We start from the raw sequence: 16,721 nt of genomic DNA on the forward strand, positions 1-16,721 counted from the left end.
TGTCTCACAATATTTTATTGCTGAGACAGCCTCTTTTTTTCAATGTACTGACCATTCCATGCCTGACTGATATGATAAGCAAAAAACTTGATGACTGATTTTGAAGCATTGAGAGTGTGCAGAGTCGGATAATTATAACTAATTTTAGGGAGTAAAAATAAATTCTCGAATAACGAATCAAAGCAAGCCTGTGAGGGCTATGCCGTAGACGAGAGTAATAAAAACGAAATTGAACTTACAGGACAATTCATTGTACCGTAATTGTAAAACTAAAATATTTCATATCAAAAGATGCAGTTTGATGCCTTAAATGCTATTTCTCCGATCGATGGTCGATACAGAAACAAAGTAGAATGCTTGAGCTCTTATTTCTCTGAAGAAGCTTTGATAGCCTACAGAGTACGGGTAGAAATCTTGTACTTCATAGCCTTATCTCATGAGTTGCCAGAGCTTGGCAAGCAAATGAATCCACAAAGAGAGGAGGCTTTGCACAATATCTATCGCAACTTCAGCCCGCAAGATGCTCGAAGCATCAAAGAGATTGAAAACGTAACCAATCATGACGTAAAGGCTGTGGAATATTTTATCAAGGAACGATTCGAAGCTTTGGGCATAGGTGAAGAAAAAGAATTTGTACATTTCGGGCTTACCTCACAAGATATCAACAATACAGCTTTCCCTCTGATGATCAAGGAAGCCTTGTTCGACGCCCTATTACCTTTGCTCGACAAGCTTATTGCATATCTTGATGCCTTAGCATCCGAATGGAATAATATCCCCATGCTGGCCAAAACTCATGGGCAGCCTGCATCACCTACTCGACTGGGCAAAGAGATTGAAGTATTCATCTACCGCCTACGCACACAACGTACACAATTACTTGCTATACCCCACTCCGCCAAGTTTGGCGGTGCCACAGGGAATTTCAATGCACACCGCGTAGCATATCCAGAGCACGACTGGCGAAGGTTTGCCGCAAACTTCGTAGAATCGATGGGACTGGAGCGAGAGATGTTTACTACTCAAATATCCAACTATGATAATCTAGCATCACTCTTTGATGCACTCACTCGCATCAACGTGATCATGATAGACATGGCTCGTGACTTTTGGATGTATATTTCCATGGAATATTTCAAACAAAAGATCAAAGAAGGAGAAGTGGGTTCATCTGCCATGCCTCACAAAGTGAACCCTATAGATTTTGAAAATGCGGAGGGTAACTTGGGCATGGCCAATGCTATTTATGGGTTTTTGGCTCGTAAACTTCCTATTTCAAGACTCCAACGCGATCTCACTGATTCTACTGTACTGCGCAATGCCGGTGTACCTTTGGCTCACACTATGATCGCATTAGAAAGCCTCAGAAAAGGCTTTGGAAAATTACTGATCAACAAAGAAGCTATAGCCCGTGATCTTGACAATCACTATATGGTAATTGCAGAAGCTATACAAACCGTATTGCGCCGTGAAGGTTATCCAAAGCCTTATGAAACACTCAAAGCTCTTACCCGAACCAATGAGGCCATTACAGCCGAGTCTATGGAACGTTTTATTGACACATTAAATGTATCGGAAGAGGTAAAAAAAGAGCTAAAAGCAATAACTCCCTCAAATTATGTGGGTTTATAAATTCTTTTAGCTAATTTTGTGATCCCAAACTACTCCATTATTAGAAAAAGGAATAATAATCTAATTTTAATAAACAATTCATTTGTAACGCAACCGTGAGGCTGCTTAATTATCTAAATCAATTCAGTATCAATGATTAATGACGAACAAGGGAAAGATCCCGAAAAAAAAGAAGAACAGATTTTTAGAATCCGCCGCGAGGCAAGTTCTGATGAATCTTCTGCTGATGATAAGACTGTCCGTCGTACTGCGCGTCCCATAGCCTCGGCTAATGGCACGGCTATTAATTCCGATAGCGAAGCTGCCGGAACGCACAAGCGTCGCCGCATCCGCATCGGTGCAGAACCGATCAGGGCAACCAGCCCGTCTTTTACCAGAAGAGAAACAACTGAAGAAAACACAACAAGATTCGAACGTCCACAAAGACCTTCTTATCCGTCCTCTTCAGGCAGAACTCCACGTGACTCATACTCTTCACCCTCTTACAGAGATCGTGATGAAAGGCCCTCATACCAAAACAGTAACAGACCACAGAGATCTTCATATGACAGACCTTCCTATCAAGAAAGAGGGGCATCATATCAAGATAGAGGCTCTTACCAAGACAGAAACTCTTATCAGGATAGAGGTTCATATCAAGATAGGGGGGCATATCATGAGAGAGGTTCTTACCAACCTTATCCTACAGAAGGGTATAGAGCCGGTAGCCCTTATGAAGAACGAAGGCAAAGACCACAACGCCCTCAGCAAAGAAGGCCCAATAACGGTGGCGGAGGGGGATACGATAGAAATCGTAACCCGAGAAAAACTTTTAACAATGGCGGTCGTCCGCAAAAGCCGACCCGTGAGCCTATCAGACCCATTAAGTATAAAGAAGTAGTATCCGATCCTAACGAAGAGATCCGCTTGAACAAATACTTGGCTAATGCCGGAGTATGCTCCCGACGCGAAGCTGATCAGCTAATCCAAAATGGAGAGATCACCGTAAACGGGCAAGTAGCCACTGAGCTCGGAACACGGGTGACACGCCAGCACGTAATAGAATACAAAGGCAAAAAAGTGGAGATAGAGAGCAAAGTATATGTATTGCTCAATAAGCCCAAAAACTGTGTGACCACATCGGATGATCCTGAGTGCCGTACCACAGTTATGGACATCGTACGCCACGCTTGCCCTGAGCGGATCTATCCTGTAGGACGTCTCGACAGGAATACCACCGGCGTGCTTCTGATCACCAATGACGGTGATCTGGCAGCCAAACTTACACACCCGGCTTTCCTCAAGAAAAAAATATACCATGTATGGCTCAATAAGCCCGTATCCATAGAGGATATGCAAAAGATTGCCGATGGTATAGAGCTTGAAGACGGGGAGATACATGCTGATGCCATTAGCTATGTAAAAGAAGATGATCAAACTCAAGTAGGTATTGAGATACACTCCGGACGTAATCGTATTGTGCGTCGTATATTCGAGCATTTGGGATACCGTGTGATGAAACTCGACCGTGTGTATTTTGCCGGTCTTACCAAGAGGAACCTGCCTCGCGGCAAATGGCGTTATCTCAACGAACAAGAAGTAAACAACCTGCGCATGGGCGCATTTGAATAATTGTATTGAAATTGCCTAAACGATGAAAAGAACAAAAATCATCGATCTTCTCAAGGGAGATCTGATAGGACAGCAAGTGAACGCAAAAGGCTGGGTTCGCACTCGTCGCGGTAACAAAGCCGTAAGTTTTATTGCACTGAATGACGGTTCCACTATCCATAATATTCAGGTAGTAGCCGATCTGACTCTTTTTCAAGACGAAACACTTGCCAAAATCACCACCGGAGCTTGCATCAGTGTGGTAGGACAATTAGTAGAGTCACAAGGAGCCGGTCAGCATGTAGAGATCCAAGCTCAGGAAATAGAAGTGTACGGCACGGCAGATCCTGCCACCTATCCGTTACAAAAGAAAGGTCACTCACTGGAGTTTCTGCGTGAAATAGCGCATTTACGCCCACGTACCAATACGTTTGGAGCCATCTATCGTATGCGCCACCACATGGCCATGGCTATACATACCTTTTTCCATGAAAGAGGATTCTTCTACTTCCATGCACCACTGATTACAGGTAGTGACTGCGAAGGAGCGGGACAGATGTTCCAAGTAACAACGCTGGACATGGACAACATGCCCAAAACAGAGACAGGCGAAGTGGATTACTCCAAAGACTTCTTTGGAAAACACACAGCACTTACTGTTTCCGGCCAGCTCGAAGGCGAGATGGCTGCTATGGCACTAGGTGCGATTTATACATTCGGGCCCACATTCCGTGCAGAGAACTCTAATACTCCTCGCCACTTAGCGGAGTTTTGGATGATAGAGCCTGAAGTCGCTTTCTTGGAAATCCAAGAAAATATGGATTTGGCTGAAGACTTTATCAAATATTGTGTGCAGTGGGCTTTGGATCATTGTTTAGATGATATCACATTCCTTGCAGAGCACTTTGACAAAGAACTCATCGATCGTCTCAAATTTGTTTTGGAAAAACCATTCAAACGCCTTGCATACACAGAGGGTATAGAGATCCTTGAGAAGGCTGTAAAGGATGGTCGCAAATTCGAATTCCCCGTTTATTGGGGAGCAGACCTCGCCAGCGAGCATGAGCGTTATCTTGTAGAGGACCACTTCAAAACTCCCGTAATCATGACTGATTATCCCAAGGAGATCAAAAGTTTCTATATGAAGATGAATGATGACGACAAGACGGTAAGAGGTATGGACGTTTTGTTCCCAAAAATTGGAGAGATCATCGGAGGTTCAGAGCGTGAGTCAGACTATGACAAACTAATCAAAAGAGCTAACGAAATGGGGGTTCCTGAAAAAGATATTTGGTGGTATCTCGATTCTCGTCGCTATGGCACAGCTCCTCACTCAGGTTTTGGCCTTGGCTTCGAGCGATTATTACTCTTCGTTACAGGCATGGCAAACATCAGAGATGTAATTCCATTCCCCAGAACGCCAAACAATGCGGAATTCTAAGAATCCCCCTAAGGTATAACAATATCATTATAAGAAAGCAGCTGTCTCATTTATAGGCATCTGCTTTTTTGTTAGAAAACACACCAAGAGCACAAGCTGAGACTGTTGCAAAAGTCAACAGTCTCCATATGTATAAATAAAAACAGGTATGGCAAAATGAGAGGTTTTGCCACACCTGCGATATTTTATTACAGGAATAATCCTGCTTGATATTCCTTACTTAATTGAAAAGGTATACAAGGGAGATGGTAGCACGGGTAAGGCCGAAATAATCTTTTTTGAGATCTGAGGCTATTTTTGTACCACAATTGCCACAGTTGTATTTGTCATAGTCGAAGTGGATGTATCCGCCACCGACACTGGCTTCGAGGTTCCAATGATCACCGAGGATGAATTGATAACCAAGGCTCACACCGCCACCGTAAAACCATCCTTCGTAGCGGTATTTATTCATCTCACCCCATTCGCTTTTGGTCGTAGTGTATCCAAGCTGTATGCCTTTTACATTGGCTACATTCATTTGTCCTACATGGCCGTGCACACCTATAAAAGCTCCGTTGAACGCTTCACAGAACCAATAGCGAAACTCGGGCTGTGCCAGCCAATGCTTCCATTTCTTACCATCAGAGAATGTAAAGGGATTGACTCCGCCGTAAATATCCAGCGTGGTCTTTTTGCTGAAGGCAAACTCCAGCGCAAGGTTTGGTGTGCCGGTTGCATCATATAACAAGTTATTCTTGAGCGCTACGTGCTGAGCAGATGCAAAACTCATCGTAACAAGAAAAAGGAGTGCTCCTATAATTTTTCTCATTTTGTGCAGTATTTTATGCATATCAATGCTTACACATGATTATAAAAAACATGAAGACATCGATAATGATGTTAAGTATTAAAACAAAGAGGCTATTTAAGAATATTTAAATTTTTGTCGAAAAAGGAAACATACCTTAAACGCTCTTTCTGTATTGTTATATGAATCTACCTTATGTGCAAATATACTTAAAAACTAATATATTGCAATAATTTTGGAGTCAAAATACGGTTTAGAGTTAAATAATCAGGGATATTTCATCAGAAGGGGTGATAATGTTTAAAAAATATAATATTTATCCAACTAAATGAGTATATTTGTAAGGTTATATGCAATTTATCTTACCTTAAACTGAGTATGTTTTTGATAATCTTTTAAACATTATGAGTAATAGATATTACAAGAATTTGCTTTTGTTGGCATCCATGATCCTATTTGCAGTGAGCACATATGCTCAGGAAGCTTACGGAGGTAAAGTAAATTATAAGAATGCATCTGTGGAAATGAAACCGGGAGGTAAGGATCACAAAGGCATTGTAGATGTGAAGTTGACGGCTGATTTCGGCCAGATAAACCTCAAGAGTAGCCAGATGGTGCAACTGACACCTTTCCTTGTTTCAAAGGATGGGGTGTATAAAATTCCTGTTGATTCCTTCTATGTAGCAGGGTGCAATCGCTATAAATCAGTGAAGCGCCAAGTGGCTCTCAATCAAGTTGAGCCCTATGCATCTATGTTTGCTGCCGGTAAGGTGGCATCGCTCAAGGAATATAAAAGCGGTAAGAGATCGGCTGTGGTATTCAACAGACAGTACGACTATCAACCTTGGATGCGCGACGCAAAGCTTATTGTAGAAGAAAAAGTAACAGGCTGTGCCAATTGTGATGTGGAGCAAAATGCCCTAAACATCCTTGACGCTCATCTCAAACCCCTTCAGCCATCGTTCCATCTTGTTCTCATCGTGCCTCAAATTGAGAAGGTAAAAAGACGCAGTGAGAGCATGGAAGCTTATATCAATTATAAGCAAGGACGTGCCGAGATACTCAAAGACTTTAAGAACAACCAGTCAGAGCTTGACAACATCTCTGCTTTTATGAAGAAGTTGCAAACGGACAAGAATCTGAAGATTTCAGACTTTATGTTGGCCGGATACGCATCACCCGAAGGTAATTTCAATAGTAATATGAAGCTATCACAGCGTCGTGCTGAAGCTTTGGCCAGTTACATGAAACGCAATTATGACCTTTCCGGTAAGAATCTCAATGTAAAATGGTACGGTGAAGACTGGAATGGACTCTCAAACTTGGTTTCGGGAAGCAATCTCGGCAACAAAGGTGAGATTCTTGCCATCATCGAAAAGAACAATACTGATGTTCGCCGTGAAGCAGAGATCAGAAAGCTGGACAATGGCGTGACTTACAACTTACTTCTCAATGAATATTACCCCAAATTGCGCCGCAATACACTCACAGCATCGTTCGTGGTGAAAGAGTTTACCACAGACGAAGCCTTGGAAGTATACAGAAAGAACCCCGTGCTGCTGAGCCAGGAGGAACTTTATCGAGTGGCCAATACATTTGAGAAGGGAAGCGACGAGTATATCAAAGCTATGCGTGTAGCCATGGAGCTTTTCCCAAAAGATAGAATCGCCAAGATCAACTACGCTATTTCTCAGATACAACTCAATAATCCCACTCATGCATTAGAAGTGATCAGTGCTGCTGACCAGAACAATGCAGACGTACTCAATGTCAAAGGTGTGGCTCTTGCCAAAACCGGCAAGCTGAAGGAAGCAGAAGCTTGTTTCATACAGAGTGCGCGTATGGGTAACCAAGAAGCTCAGAAGAATCTTGAAGAGCTCAAGCGTGTAATGTAAGAGTTGCCTGTGGACAGATAAGTGAGATGGGGTCTGACATGGTTATTTGTTTGGCCCCATCTGCTTCATAGAAAGAGCTACCAGCTCCTGCTTCTATATGTGGTAGTTAGTATAGATGCGAGGAGAGTGTGCGCAATGATCCGGTTGTATCCGGACTATGTGAAGTAGTAAGAAGTATTTTTGAGTCATGCCTGAGGTTCATTAAACTATCCATTTTAAGATATGTCATACAAGGCAGATGTAGTGCGAGTAAGTTGTTTTATTCGCCTAAAATAATTTACTTTATGCTTCGTTAAAATAAAGATGCAATACGAATTAAAGAAATACTTTGTCGTTGGCGCCCTCATGATGCTGTATATGGTGGCCTGTACTCACTTGGCATTCGGTCAGAAACCGGACACCAAGAATGGTACGCCCTTTAGTCTTAATTCTCAGCTCAATACATTGTGGGGTAATAAGAATCACTATGGTATCAATGTGCCATTGATGTATGATCCCAATCAGGCATTCAACCCTCAACAATCCTTTTTGCAAATAACTCCGCAAACCTTTTCGAGTACGATGTTGCCGTCTGGTCTGTTTTACAATCCGTACAGCTTCACACCCGAGAAATCTTATCGCATGTACATTGTATATGGATCTCCTTATACTATTTATGATGTAAGATCCCTGGATTTTCCCGCTGCTTTTAGTGACCCACGATGGAAAAAAGCCTTTTCGCCCTATATCTTCAATGTAAGAGAGGTGGAAACACTGCGTGAGCAAAGCAAAGTGCAGACTCATGAGGCTTCACCCTCGGAGGTCAACCTCAAACTTAGCTATGATGCCAATAACTTTACACGCTCTGCCATACCGGGAAATACGGTAAATATCACCCAGCGTGGCTCGGACGGGCTTATCGATATACAATTTGCTCCTACCGGAGGGAATGTTCGGCTGGAAGTATTTGACCTTCTCGGGGAGAAGAAATATTCATCGTCGTTTACCGGCATATCAGGTTATTTCACTGTGCCTCATCGGTTCAACCAGGGAGCACATCTATTCAGAGTACAGCAACCCGGTAAATCGGCTGTCGTTAAGAAGATCATGGTTCGCTGATCCCTTTTGAGTAGTCTTTTTGACCATTAATACCTTATCTTTTGCATTCTTGCACAAGCGTTATACCATTATTCTTGTTTATTGTTATCTTTGTCGGATAATAAAATTTCTTACGCCTTCGTTCAAAATAGTAGAATTTTGTAAGAACAAAACTTAATACATGAATTGGAAACGTTTTAATCTGGCCAATAATCTGTTGGGGTGGCTCACCTTTGTGATCTCATCAGCAGTATATTTACTCACAATAGGCCCTACTGCGAGTCTTTGGGACTGCGCCGAATTTATTGCATGTGTTAACAAACTCGAAGTGGGTCACCCGCCCGGTACTCCCTTCTTCATGCTGGTATATAATATATTCTCCAACTTTACTTCGGATCCCACACGTGTAGCCGTCTTGTGCAATGCCACAAGTGCTATTCTCAGCGGGTTCACTATATTACTTCTTTTCTGGACCATCACGCACATGGCTCGTCGCGTCATTGTCCCCACGTTCCGACCATATGATGAGAACAACTCCAAGGAGATGACTATGGGGCAAGGACTCGTTATTCTTGGAAGCGGTCTTGTAGGAGCGATGCTCTATACCTTTACAGATTCCTTCTGGTTTAGTGCCGTGGAAGCAGAGGTATACGCTTTCAGCTCATTCTTTACCGCACTTGTATTCTGGATGATGTTTAAGTGGGAAGACCGCATGCACGAAGAGCGTGCCGATATCTGGATCATCCTCATAGCCTACTTCATGGGACTCAGCATCGGTGTACACTTGCTCAACCTCCTGTGTATCCCCGCCATGGCTCTCGTCTACTATTACAGACGTTTTACCAAGCCTACAGCCAAGGGGGCTATATATACCATTCTGGTCTCTTTTGCGCTCATCATCATCATGATGTATGGGATAGTGCAGGGAGTGCCCAAGGTAGCCGGCGTCTTTGATATATTCGCCGTCAATACACTGGGACTCAGTTTCAATTCCGGCTTGTATATTTATCTCGTGGTACTCGGAGCATGCTTGGTATGGGCTATCTATGAGATGGAACTCAATCTGCGTGGACGTAAAGGGAATATGAATCGCCTTCGGATATCCTTCCTCCTAAGCGTGATGCTTATGGGGATACCTTTCTTTGGCGATGGTCTCCTGATCGGTGTTGTATTGAGCGCCATCCTTGCTGTGTGGCTGTTCAAGTCCAAGAAGCTCAATATCAAACTTCTTCACACCATTCAGCTGTGTCTTACAGTCATTGTGATCGGGTTCTCTTCATACGGAGTTATTTTGGTAAGAGCAGTCGCCAATACTCCTATGAATGAAAATGATCCCAGCAATGCCTTTGCTTTGCGTAAATATCTGGCACGTGAGCAGTATGGAAGTAAACCGCTCGTTTTCGGCCCCACATTTGCGTCCCGACCTTTGAGCATCAAAGAGACAGGCGATGTGATAAGCTCCCAGCCCAAGAAAGATATTCATGACAAAGACAAGTACGTCGTGCTGTATAAGAAATCGGAATACGAATACTCATCAGACTCTCAGATGCTTTTCCCCCGCGTATTCTCTTCAAATCCACGGCATATACAAGGCTATAATATCTGGATGGATAGAGCTCCCGATGATTACAGTGTCCCATCATTCGGTGACAATCTGATGTACTTCTTCAAGTATCAGGTCAATTACATGTATTGGCGCTATTTCATGTGGAATTTTGCCGGACGGCAAAATGATATACAAGGCGACGGTGGTATGTTGTACGGTAATGCCTTCACAGGGATACCTGTTATCGACCGCATGATCGTGGGCAATACCAATAATATGCCCGATGACATCACCCAAAATAAAGGACACAATGTCTATTATCTGCTTCCCTTATTGCTCGGTATACTAGGTATCGTATTCCAGCTCTTGAAAGGAGAGAAGGGTACCGAAAGTTTCTGGGTTACATTCTTCCTATTCTTTATGACAGGCTTAGCCATTGTGGTCTATCTCAATCAAACTCCCGGCGAACCTCGAGAGCGTGACTATGCCTATGCGGGGTCATTCTACGCCTTTGCCATATGGATAGGCTTCGGTGTGGCGGCTCTTTGGGAGCTTCTGCAAAGAGCCAAGCTCAAAGAGGTGCCAGCCGCAATCCTCGCCACCGTGTTGGGGCTGATAGTACCCATACAGATGGCGGGTCAGAACTGGGACGATCACGATCGATCCGGCCGTACCATCGCTCGTGACCTCGGTATCAATTACCTCGAGAGTTGTGACAAAGACGCAGTGCTTTTTTGCTTTGGTGATAATGATACCTTCCCTCTCTGGTACATCCAAGATGTTGAGGGTGTGCGCACCGATGTGCATACAGCTAACCTAAGCTATCTGGGCAGTAACTGGTATATCGATCAGAAGCATCGCCAGGCCTACAATGCTAAGCCTCTACCGCTTAAATACATGAACGGGCAGTTTACCTATTATAATGATATCGGTCGTATAGCGGATACTAATACCCCTATGGATCTCGATCATGCCTTAGCTGCTTTGGTGTCACAAAATATACGCAACGAGTCTGTAATCCCGTCTCGAACACTCATTGCTCCCGTCAATAAGGAAAATGCTATCAAACACTTCCCTGACAATATGAAGGGGCTGATACTAAATCAATTCCCTATATCGCTCAAGGATATGCGTTATGTAGGTTTGGATGGCCTAGCCGTGTTGGATGTAATCAATGCCAACCAATGGAAGCGACCTATATACTGGACTATCAGCAGTCCTCGTGACGCCTTTACCAACCTGCCCAATTTCCTTGTACAGTCAGGATATGCAGTGCAACTGCTACCTATTGATTTGGTTTCGGACAGCGTAGATGTGGAGCCTATAGACGTAGACAAGACCTATGACTTAGTGATGAATAAGTTCCGCTATGGTGGTGCGGAGAAAAAAGGCGTTTATTTCGATTACACCTGCCGTAACTCCATGTATTCATTCCGTAGCCATGTGTTTGCGCCCTTAGCAAAAGCATTGCTCGATAGAGGAGACAAGGCTAAAGCACAAGCAGCATTGAAAAAATGCTTGGCAGTACTCCAGCCCGATGTCTTGCCACATGACAGGTCAAGTCTCAATCTCATCCAACTTCTTTTCGAAGCTGATATGAAGAAAGAGGCCGAAGATGTAGCCCGTCAGGTGATGTCTCGCTCGATGCGTGCGGTAGACTGGTTCTTCACGCTTGATAGCGATAAGTTCCTACAGGCATTCCATGAAGGAGAGGTGGAAAAAGAGATGGGTACAGCTATTACCGTGGTGAAAATAGCTAACCAATACAATAGCGCTGTACTCAACAACTATATACCTCGTCTCGAACAATATACTAAGATACTATCACCGGAGCCGGACAGACAGATAGCCACACAGCAACCGTCCCAACATGCCGACTCCTCAGCCCAGCCTATAGCGGGAGACAGTAGTGCTCAGTGATAAAAAAGCGATAATTTGTTAGAAAAATTTCTTTGTAGAGTACCGATGTTCTACCGCGCCCTCATCCCGGGTGCGCGGTGGTGCATCCCCTCGCACAAGGGCATGAGTGCCTACCTCACTTTCGATGATGGCCCCATCCCCGAGGTTACCCCCTGGGTGCTCGACACATTGGATGAGTTGGATGTCAAGGCCACTTTCTTTTGTGTGGCCGACAATGTACGACGCTATCCTGATCTTTTCGAAGAGATCAAAAGACGAGGACATCAGGTGGGCAATCACACCTACCATCATATCAAAGGATTGGAACACTCTACAAGGTCGTATATCGAAGACGTGGAGGAGGCGCATGAGTTGATACAATCACGTTACTTTCGTCCGCCACATGGTCACCTGCGTTTCCCGCAAGTGCGTGAGTTGGGGCAACGGTACGAAATCATCATGTGGGATGTGGTGACACGTGATTACAACGCTAAGTTGTCACCCGATCAGGTTTTCAACAATGTGGTTACTTATGCCAGAAATGGATCTATCATTGTATTTCACGACTCTCTCAAAGCAGAGAAGAATATGCGTATAGCTATGCCCCGTGCTGTACAGTGGCTCAAAAGTCAGGGGTATAGGTTCATTCGTATAGGTGACGCTCCATAAGCTTCCCGCATTACCTTATATGATAAATAAATGATAGCGACACCTCCGTGGTATTGCTATTGCTGTTTATGATCCGTCGGTTCCTGGTGCGATGTAGTATCCTGAGACTGTTGCAAAAGTCAACAGTCTCATGGATTTTGGAGGCAAAGCCGACAAAAGACACTTTGACCGGGCAGAGAGGGTAAAGTGCAAGGCGCTAGAGTGAGTGCACAGGGAGTTTACTTCCCGTAAATGACCAAGCGAGAATCTCGCAAGCAACGAAGCAATTGGCCTGCTATGCAACGGTCTCATCCTGTACTTTCATACATTTTCTCATCATTGGTTTTACTTTGCAAGGTTTCGTCATCCGTCAGCGCACACTCCATGTCTGTCTTAGCTCGATATCCATATCAAGAGTTATCAACAGTCTTACCTGAGTTGTTGATAACTCTCGATAAAGTATCAACAACTTGTGCATAAGTTGTGGATAATATCTTGGTCTCCTATATATAGCCAATATAACACCACCTTTGCACTTGTCATATCAAAACGCATATTGAGATATCATAATGTCAGTTTGCACTATCCTCCCATAATCCGCCTATTTTTCATGGAGACGCTTCTGATCTGCACTTGACAAAGGGGGCAAGATGTTGTATCTTTGTTGTTGGACGATCCTACTAGAATCACAGATCAATATTGCATGCCGGTTAAGATCAATTTATCAAGACATGGAGACTATAACACATCATACTCTATCACTGCACATCCATTGCATAGCTTGTCCTTCTACGGACAGGTTCCCGTTGTATCTCACCTCATTATTTCCTCCTTTTATCCCGTATCTCGCTCCCTTACACTACATGGAGTATCACTAAGGTATGGCTCTTATACAATGATGCTATCGCCTGAGTTTCATCATCACTTCAATCCCCCTAACCCATAGCCCATCCAAGTGGTTGCTTTCACTCCTCCAATCTTCTACCTTATTATCTTTATCTTCACTTGCACTTCTCTCCAACCTATCATAATAAGTCAGCAAATCCATGTACAGAGTTGGCCGACTTATCGTACACAGTCAACCATCCTATCGTACACGGTCAGCTCACTTATCCTATACGGTCAATCATCCTATCTTATACGGACGATAGACTTATCCTAATAGATTTATCCTCCTCCGTAGCAAATCCACTATTTTTTATTGTGATTAAACAAATAGAAGATAATAGGTATACTTTCTTCAATTATTAATTTTATTCATAGCATATGAGCCTCCAATTTATTTAGCCATACTTTTCGATGGATTTAGGGCGGAAAAAAGTGATTTCTTATTTAGACTTTGTACAAATAAGCCTCATGACGTAACTAAAAAACGGTCAATTTTGAGAAAATCTTCTAGTTATTCAACTTATTTAGTTACAAGTTTATCAGCCTTTTATTTTCCATGCTGTTGTGCCGATACAATCCTCCAAACTATCATTTTGTCAGGATTTCTATTCATTTTGGCTCTGACAAAGCATTTTAAACTATAAAATTCTCCGATTCATGGCGTTAATATGTTATTTTTATAATTATGTTTACTAACTTTGCAGCTTCTAACTAAAACTTTTTTTATGAAAAATAATTTGGATATTACCAAAGCCGCCATTTTAGGAGTAGTGTATATTATATTATTGGGTTCTCAAACTTCCCAAATGTTTATTTTGTCACTGCTCCCGATACAATTAGCACAAGGATTTATTGCTAATGTTATTATATACACATTGCCCATAGTATTGGCTGTCGTTTTTTATGGGAAAGAAGTGTTCTACAATTTCAGCTATTTCAAAGAAAAGCCGGCTAAGAAAATAGGTTTTTTGTTCCTGGCCTTTGCATTGGCCATTTTGGGAAATGCTCTCACTTCATTGCTACAGGGAGATAACGATCTTTCATTTAATCAACAAGGATTCAATCAAGTATCCAACGAGGTTCCTATCATATTTCCTTTACTACTGCTCGGCATCTTAGGCCCTTATGTGGAGGAAATCATTTTTAGGCATATTATGATAGGAAAGCTTTCACGATACATTCCTGTGATTGTATTGGCTCCTATCTCTCTTATTTTATTTGATCTGATCCATGTGCATGTTTTCATGGATTTTCTGTCTTATCTCCCCTTGGCCATAATACTAACCGGGGCATACATTCTCAGTGGAAAGAATATCTCTTTTACACTAACCCTACACTGTTTCAATAATATTCTCACCGTTCTTGTCGCAGTACTCTCATAAATGATCGTCGCTTATTTCCCGATGAGAAGCATGAGTGCTTACAAAAATGATAAATCTTTTGGGACGTTATTTAGTACGCCGGAGTTGTGAGATGTGTTATTAGTCTTTAGGTGTATGTGACATTGTCATGGAGCAGCGCTTTGCTCTAAATCCTAAGAGTTTGATACAACTGCACCACCCTTTCACTCTCAATGTCGGATAATACAATAATCCCCGCCACCGTGCATACGGTGAAGCGGGGATTATGCTTGTTAATAATTATTAGAGACCGTTACATTAGTAACCCGTATTTTGTTTCAGTTTGGGATTATTGTCCAAAGCTGATTGTGGTATAGGCAGGAAACGATTGTGAGGTTTGAATGAGCGATCTTCTATCTTTTTATCTTTCGGAGATGCATTCACGTTGATAGTTGCTCTCAACTCAGGATTCTTCTCAGAAGCATTTACAGTGCCCACGTAGCGCTCCAAAACGCCATTGAGAGCTTTCTCGGCAAGTAGTTTGCCGTCAGCCGTCTTCCAGCGCAAGAGGTCGTCACGGCGCAGGCCTTCACCTGCAAATTCCACGCCACGCTCTCTGTGGATAAGCTCCCTCAGAGTTTCTTTAGATGCATATTTGGCTTTATCCACAGCGGGCATACCGGCACGTTTACGCACAGCATCGATAGCTTGGTACACCTCGTTTGATGGGCCTGCGAGTTCGTTCGACGCTTCGGCGAAGGTGAGTAACACTTCCGCATAGCGGAATACAATGGGCGATGCCCCTGTACTCCATATATCGGCATACTGCGTCATGGGGTGCGTATACTTTGCCCATGAGAGAGCTGTCTTGGAGGAGTTGTCTGCTGCCGTAGGGAAGTTAGGATTGGCTTTGCCGTTTATTTCCTTGTCCAGCGTATTCAATACCACCGTAGAACCATCATTGGTAATAAAATTACACCCCGGATATTCGATAGTCATAGCCATACGAGGGTCTCTACCTTTGAACGGATGTGTGGCATCAAATCCGGATTGTGGCTCATGTATGGTGAGGCCGTTGGCCATCTCATAAGTATCCACGAGGTTTTTGGTAGGTACAAGGCATGACCATCCACCAAAGCCATTGTTGTATAACGAGCCGATCTCACCATTGCCCCATCCTGTGTGCTTGCTAAGAGGTTTGGTGTTGGGGATATATTCCACAGCCAAGATTATCTCACGTGATTTTTTGCCTTTGAGAGTAAAAATATCACTGTATACCGGCTCCAGGTTGTAGACATTGAGATCCATGATTTTTCTGGCACGGTCTTTGGCCGTAGCCCAGTCACCGTAGTAAAGTGCTTGGCGCATACGCAAGGCCAGAGCTGCGCCTTTGCCCATACGTCCCAGTTCGGCCGGTGTAGCTTTGAGTTCAGGGACGATAGCATCCAGCTCCTTCTCAATGAATGCGCGCACATTAGCCTCCGTTTCACGTGGTACTTTAGCTTCTTCAGAGTTATTATATACTCCTATAATAGGTACCCCGCCATAGTTCCAGTTGAGTATAAAATAGTTGTAAGCGCGTATCAGGCGCACCTGAGCCGTGAGGTCCTTTTTAGCCCCCTCCTCTGCAAACTTTACGCCACCTATTTTCCCCATAAACTCATTACACCTACGGATCATAGTGAAATTATACATATCCACCCCGGGGTTACTGGGGCTGATGGTGCCATTGCCTATGGGATTGTATCCCTCCCAAGAGAATTGGTTGTATCCGAAATCCGAAGTACAATCCCAGTACAACAGCCTGGGGCCTTTTTCCCAGCCATCATAGCAACCGACTGCAAATTTTTGTGCTTCGTTTTCTGTCCATACCGTATTTCCCGGGAGAGCATCATGCGGGACGGTATCGAGCGAGCAAGAGGCTGTGATCAGAGCTACTGCTCCGAGTGCTATATAGTTTTTTAATCGTATCATA

At 43.5% G+C, this 16,721-nt stretch carries 11 protein-coding genes; 9 read left to right on the forward strand and 2 right to left on the reverse strand.

Features of this window, described 5'->3' with window-relative positions; genetic code table 11:
• The first annotated feature begins 291 nt into the window (after nt 1-291).
• The 3 genes from purB to asnS all read left to right on the forward strand — a co-directional run bounded on the left by purB (nt 292) and on the right by asnS (nt 4,663).
• The gene (gene purB, locus VYJ22_RS11455; protein WP_329904231.1) at nt 292-1,632 is read left to right on the forward strand and encodes an adenylosuccinate lyase; all 1,341 of its coding nucleotides are present in this window, start codon (nt 292-294) and stop codon (nt 1,630-1,632) included.
• 132 nt (nt 1,633-1,764) lie between these two features.
• Nucleotides 1,765-3,243: a pseudouridine synthase gene (locus VYJ22_RS11460; RefSeq protein ID WP_329904232.1), complete on the forward strand. Its 1,479-nt coding sequence runs from the start codon at nt 1,765-1,767 to the stop codon at nt 3,241-3,243.
• A 22-nt stretch (nt 3,244-3,265) separates the two neighbouring features.
• Entirely contained in the window at nt 3,266-4,663 is a 1,398-nt protein-coding gene (gene asnS / locus VYJ22_RS11465) for an asparagine--tRNA ligase (RefSeq protein WP_329904233.1), read from the forward strand.
• A gap of 220 nt (nt 4,664-4,883) precedes the next feature.
• On the opposite strand, the gene VYJ22_RS11470 is transcribed toward asnS, so the two are convergent.
• On the reverse strand, nt 4,884-5,474 hold the full coding sequence (locus tag VYJ22_RS11470) for a DUF3575 domain-containing protein (protein WP_329904234.1): 591 nt from the start codon (nt 5,472-5,474) through the stop codon (nt 4,884-4,886).
• Between the two features lie 383 nt (nt 5,475-5,857).
• On the opposite strand from VYJ22_RS11470, the gene VYJ22_RS11475 reads away from it, so the two are divergent.
• The 6 genes from VYJ22_RS11475 (at nt 5,858) to VYJ22_RS11500 (ending at nt 14,788) form a co-directional block, all read left to right on the forward strand.
• Nucleotides 5,858-7,348 carry a DUF3868 domain-containing protein gene (locus VYJ22_RS11475; RefSeq protein WP_329904235.1) on the forward strand — a complete coding sequence of 497 codons (1,491 nt, stop codon included), beginning with the start codon at nt 5,858-5,860 and terminating at the stop codon, nt 7,346-7,348.
• 303 nt (nt 7,349-7,651) lie between these two features.
• Nucleotides 7,652-8,446 (forward strand): hypothetical protein, encoded by a 795-nt coding sequence (locus VYJ22_RS11480; protein WP_329904236.1) that lies wholly within the window; start codon nt 7,652-7,654, stop codon nt 8,444-8,446.
• A 160-nt stretch (nt 8,447-8,606) separates the two neighbouring features.
• Nucleotides 8,607-11,891 (forward strand): glycosyltransferase family 117 protein, encoded by a 3,285-nt coding sequence (locus VYJ22_RS11485; RefSeq protein WP_329904237.1) that lies wholly within the window; start codon nt 8,607-8,609, stop codon nt 11,889-11,891.
• Nucleotides 11,892-11,936: 45 nt separating this feature from the next.
• A complete protein-coding gene (locus VYJ22_RS11490; protein ID WP_329904239.1) occupies nt 11,937-12,539 on the forward strand; it encodes a polysaccharide deacetylase family protein in 603 nt (200 codons plus the stop codon).
• A 231-nt stretch (nt 12,540-12,770) separates the two neighbouring features.
• Nucleotides 12,771-12,998: a hypothetical protein gene (locus VYJ22_RS11495; RefSeq protein ID WP_329904241.1), complete on the forward strand. Its 228-nt coding sequence runs from the start codon at nt 12,771-12,773 to the stop codon at nt 12,996-12,998.
• A 1,133-nt stretch (nt 12,999-14,131) separates the two neighbouring features.
• The gene (locus tag VYJ22_RS11500) at nt 14,132-14,788 is read left to right on the forward strand and encodes a CPBP family intramembrane glutamic endopeptidase (RefSeq protein ID WP_329904243.1); all 657 of its coding nucleotides are present in this window, start codon (nt 14,132-14,134) and stop codon (nt 14,786-14,788) included.
• Between the two features lie 276 nt (nt 14,789-15,064).
• Here the strand turns inward: VYJ22_RS11500 and VYJ22_RS11505 are convergent, their stop codons facing one another.
• Nucleotides 15,065-16,720, reverse strand: coding sequence for a RagB/SusD family nutrient uptake outer membrane protein (locus VYJ22_RS11505; RefSeq protein WP_329904244.1), 1,656 nt, complete (start codon nt 16,718-16,720; stop codon nt 15,065-15,067).
• Nucleotide 16,721: the final 1 nt, after the last annotated feature.

It is taken from the genome of Porphyromonas pogonae, assembly GCF_036320655.1.
In the GTDB taxonomy this organism is placed as follows: domain Bacteria; phylum Bacteroidota; class Bacteroidia; order Bacteroidales; family Porphyromonadaceae; genus Porphyromonas; species Porphyromonas pogonae.

Excerpts from the sequence above, each read along its gene's own strand:
- purB (WP_329904231.1), top strand. The coding sequence starts at position 292 with ATGCAGTTTGATGCCTTAAATGCTATTTCTCCGATCGATGGTCGATAC.
- VYJ22_RS11460 (WP_329904232.1), top strand. The coding sequence starts at position 1,765 with ATGATTAATGACGAACAAGGGAAAGATCCCGAAAAAAAAGAAGAACAG.
- asnS (WP_329904233.1), top strand. The coding sequence starts at position 3,266 with ATGAAAAGAACAAAAATCATCGATCTTCTCAAGGGAGATCTGATAGGA.
- VYJ22_RS11470 (WP_329904234.1), bottom strand. The coding sequence starts at position 5,474 with ATGAGAAAAATTATAGGAGCACTCCTTTTTCTTGTTACGATGAGTTTT.
- VYJ22_RS11475 (WP_329904235.1), top strand. The coding sequence starts at position 5,858 with ATGAGTAATAGATATTACAAGAATTTGCTTTTGTTGGCATCCATGATC.
- VYJ22_RS11480 (WP_329904236.1), top strand. The coding sequence starts at position 7,652 with ATGCAATACGAATTAAAGAAATACTTTGTCGTTGGCGCCCTCATGATG.
- VYJ22_RS11485 (WP_329904237.1), top strand. The coding sequence starts at position 8,607 with ATGAATTGGAAACGTTTTAATCTGGCCAATAATCTGTTGGGGTGGCTC.
- VYJ22_RS11490 (WP_329904239.1), top strand. The coding sequence starts at position 11,937 with ATGTTCTACCGCGCCCTCATCCCGGGTGCGCGGTGGTGCATCCCCTCG.
- VYJ22_RS11495 (WP_329904241.1), top strand. The coding sequence starts at position 12,771 with ATGACCAAGCGAGAATCTCGCAAGCAACGAAGCAATTGGCCTGCTATG.
- VYJ22_RS11500 (WP_329904243.1), top strand. The coding sequence starts at position 14,132 with ATGAAAAATAATTTGGATATTACCAAAGCCGCCATTTTAGGAGTAGTG.
- VYJ22_RS11505 (WP_329904244.1), bottom strand. The coding sequence starts at position 16,720 with ATGATACGATTAAAAAACTATATAGCACTCGGAGCAGTAGCTCTGATC.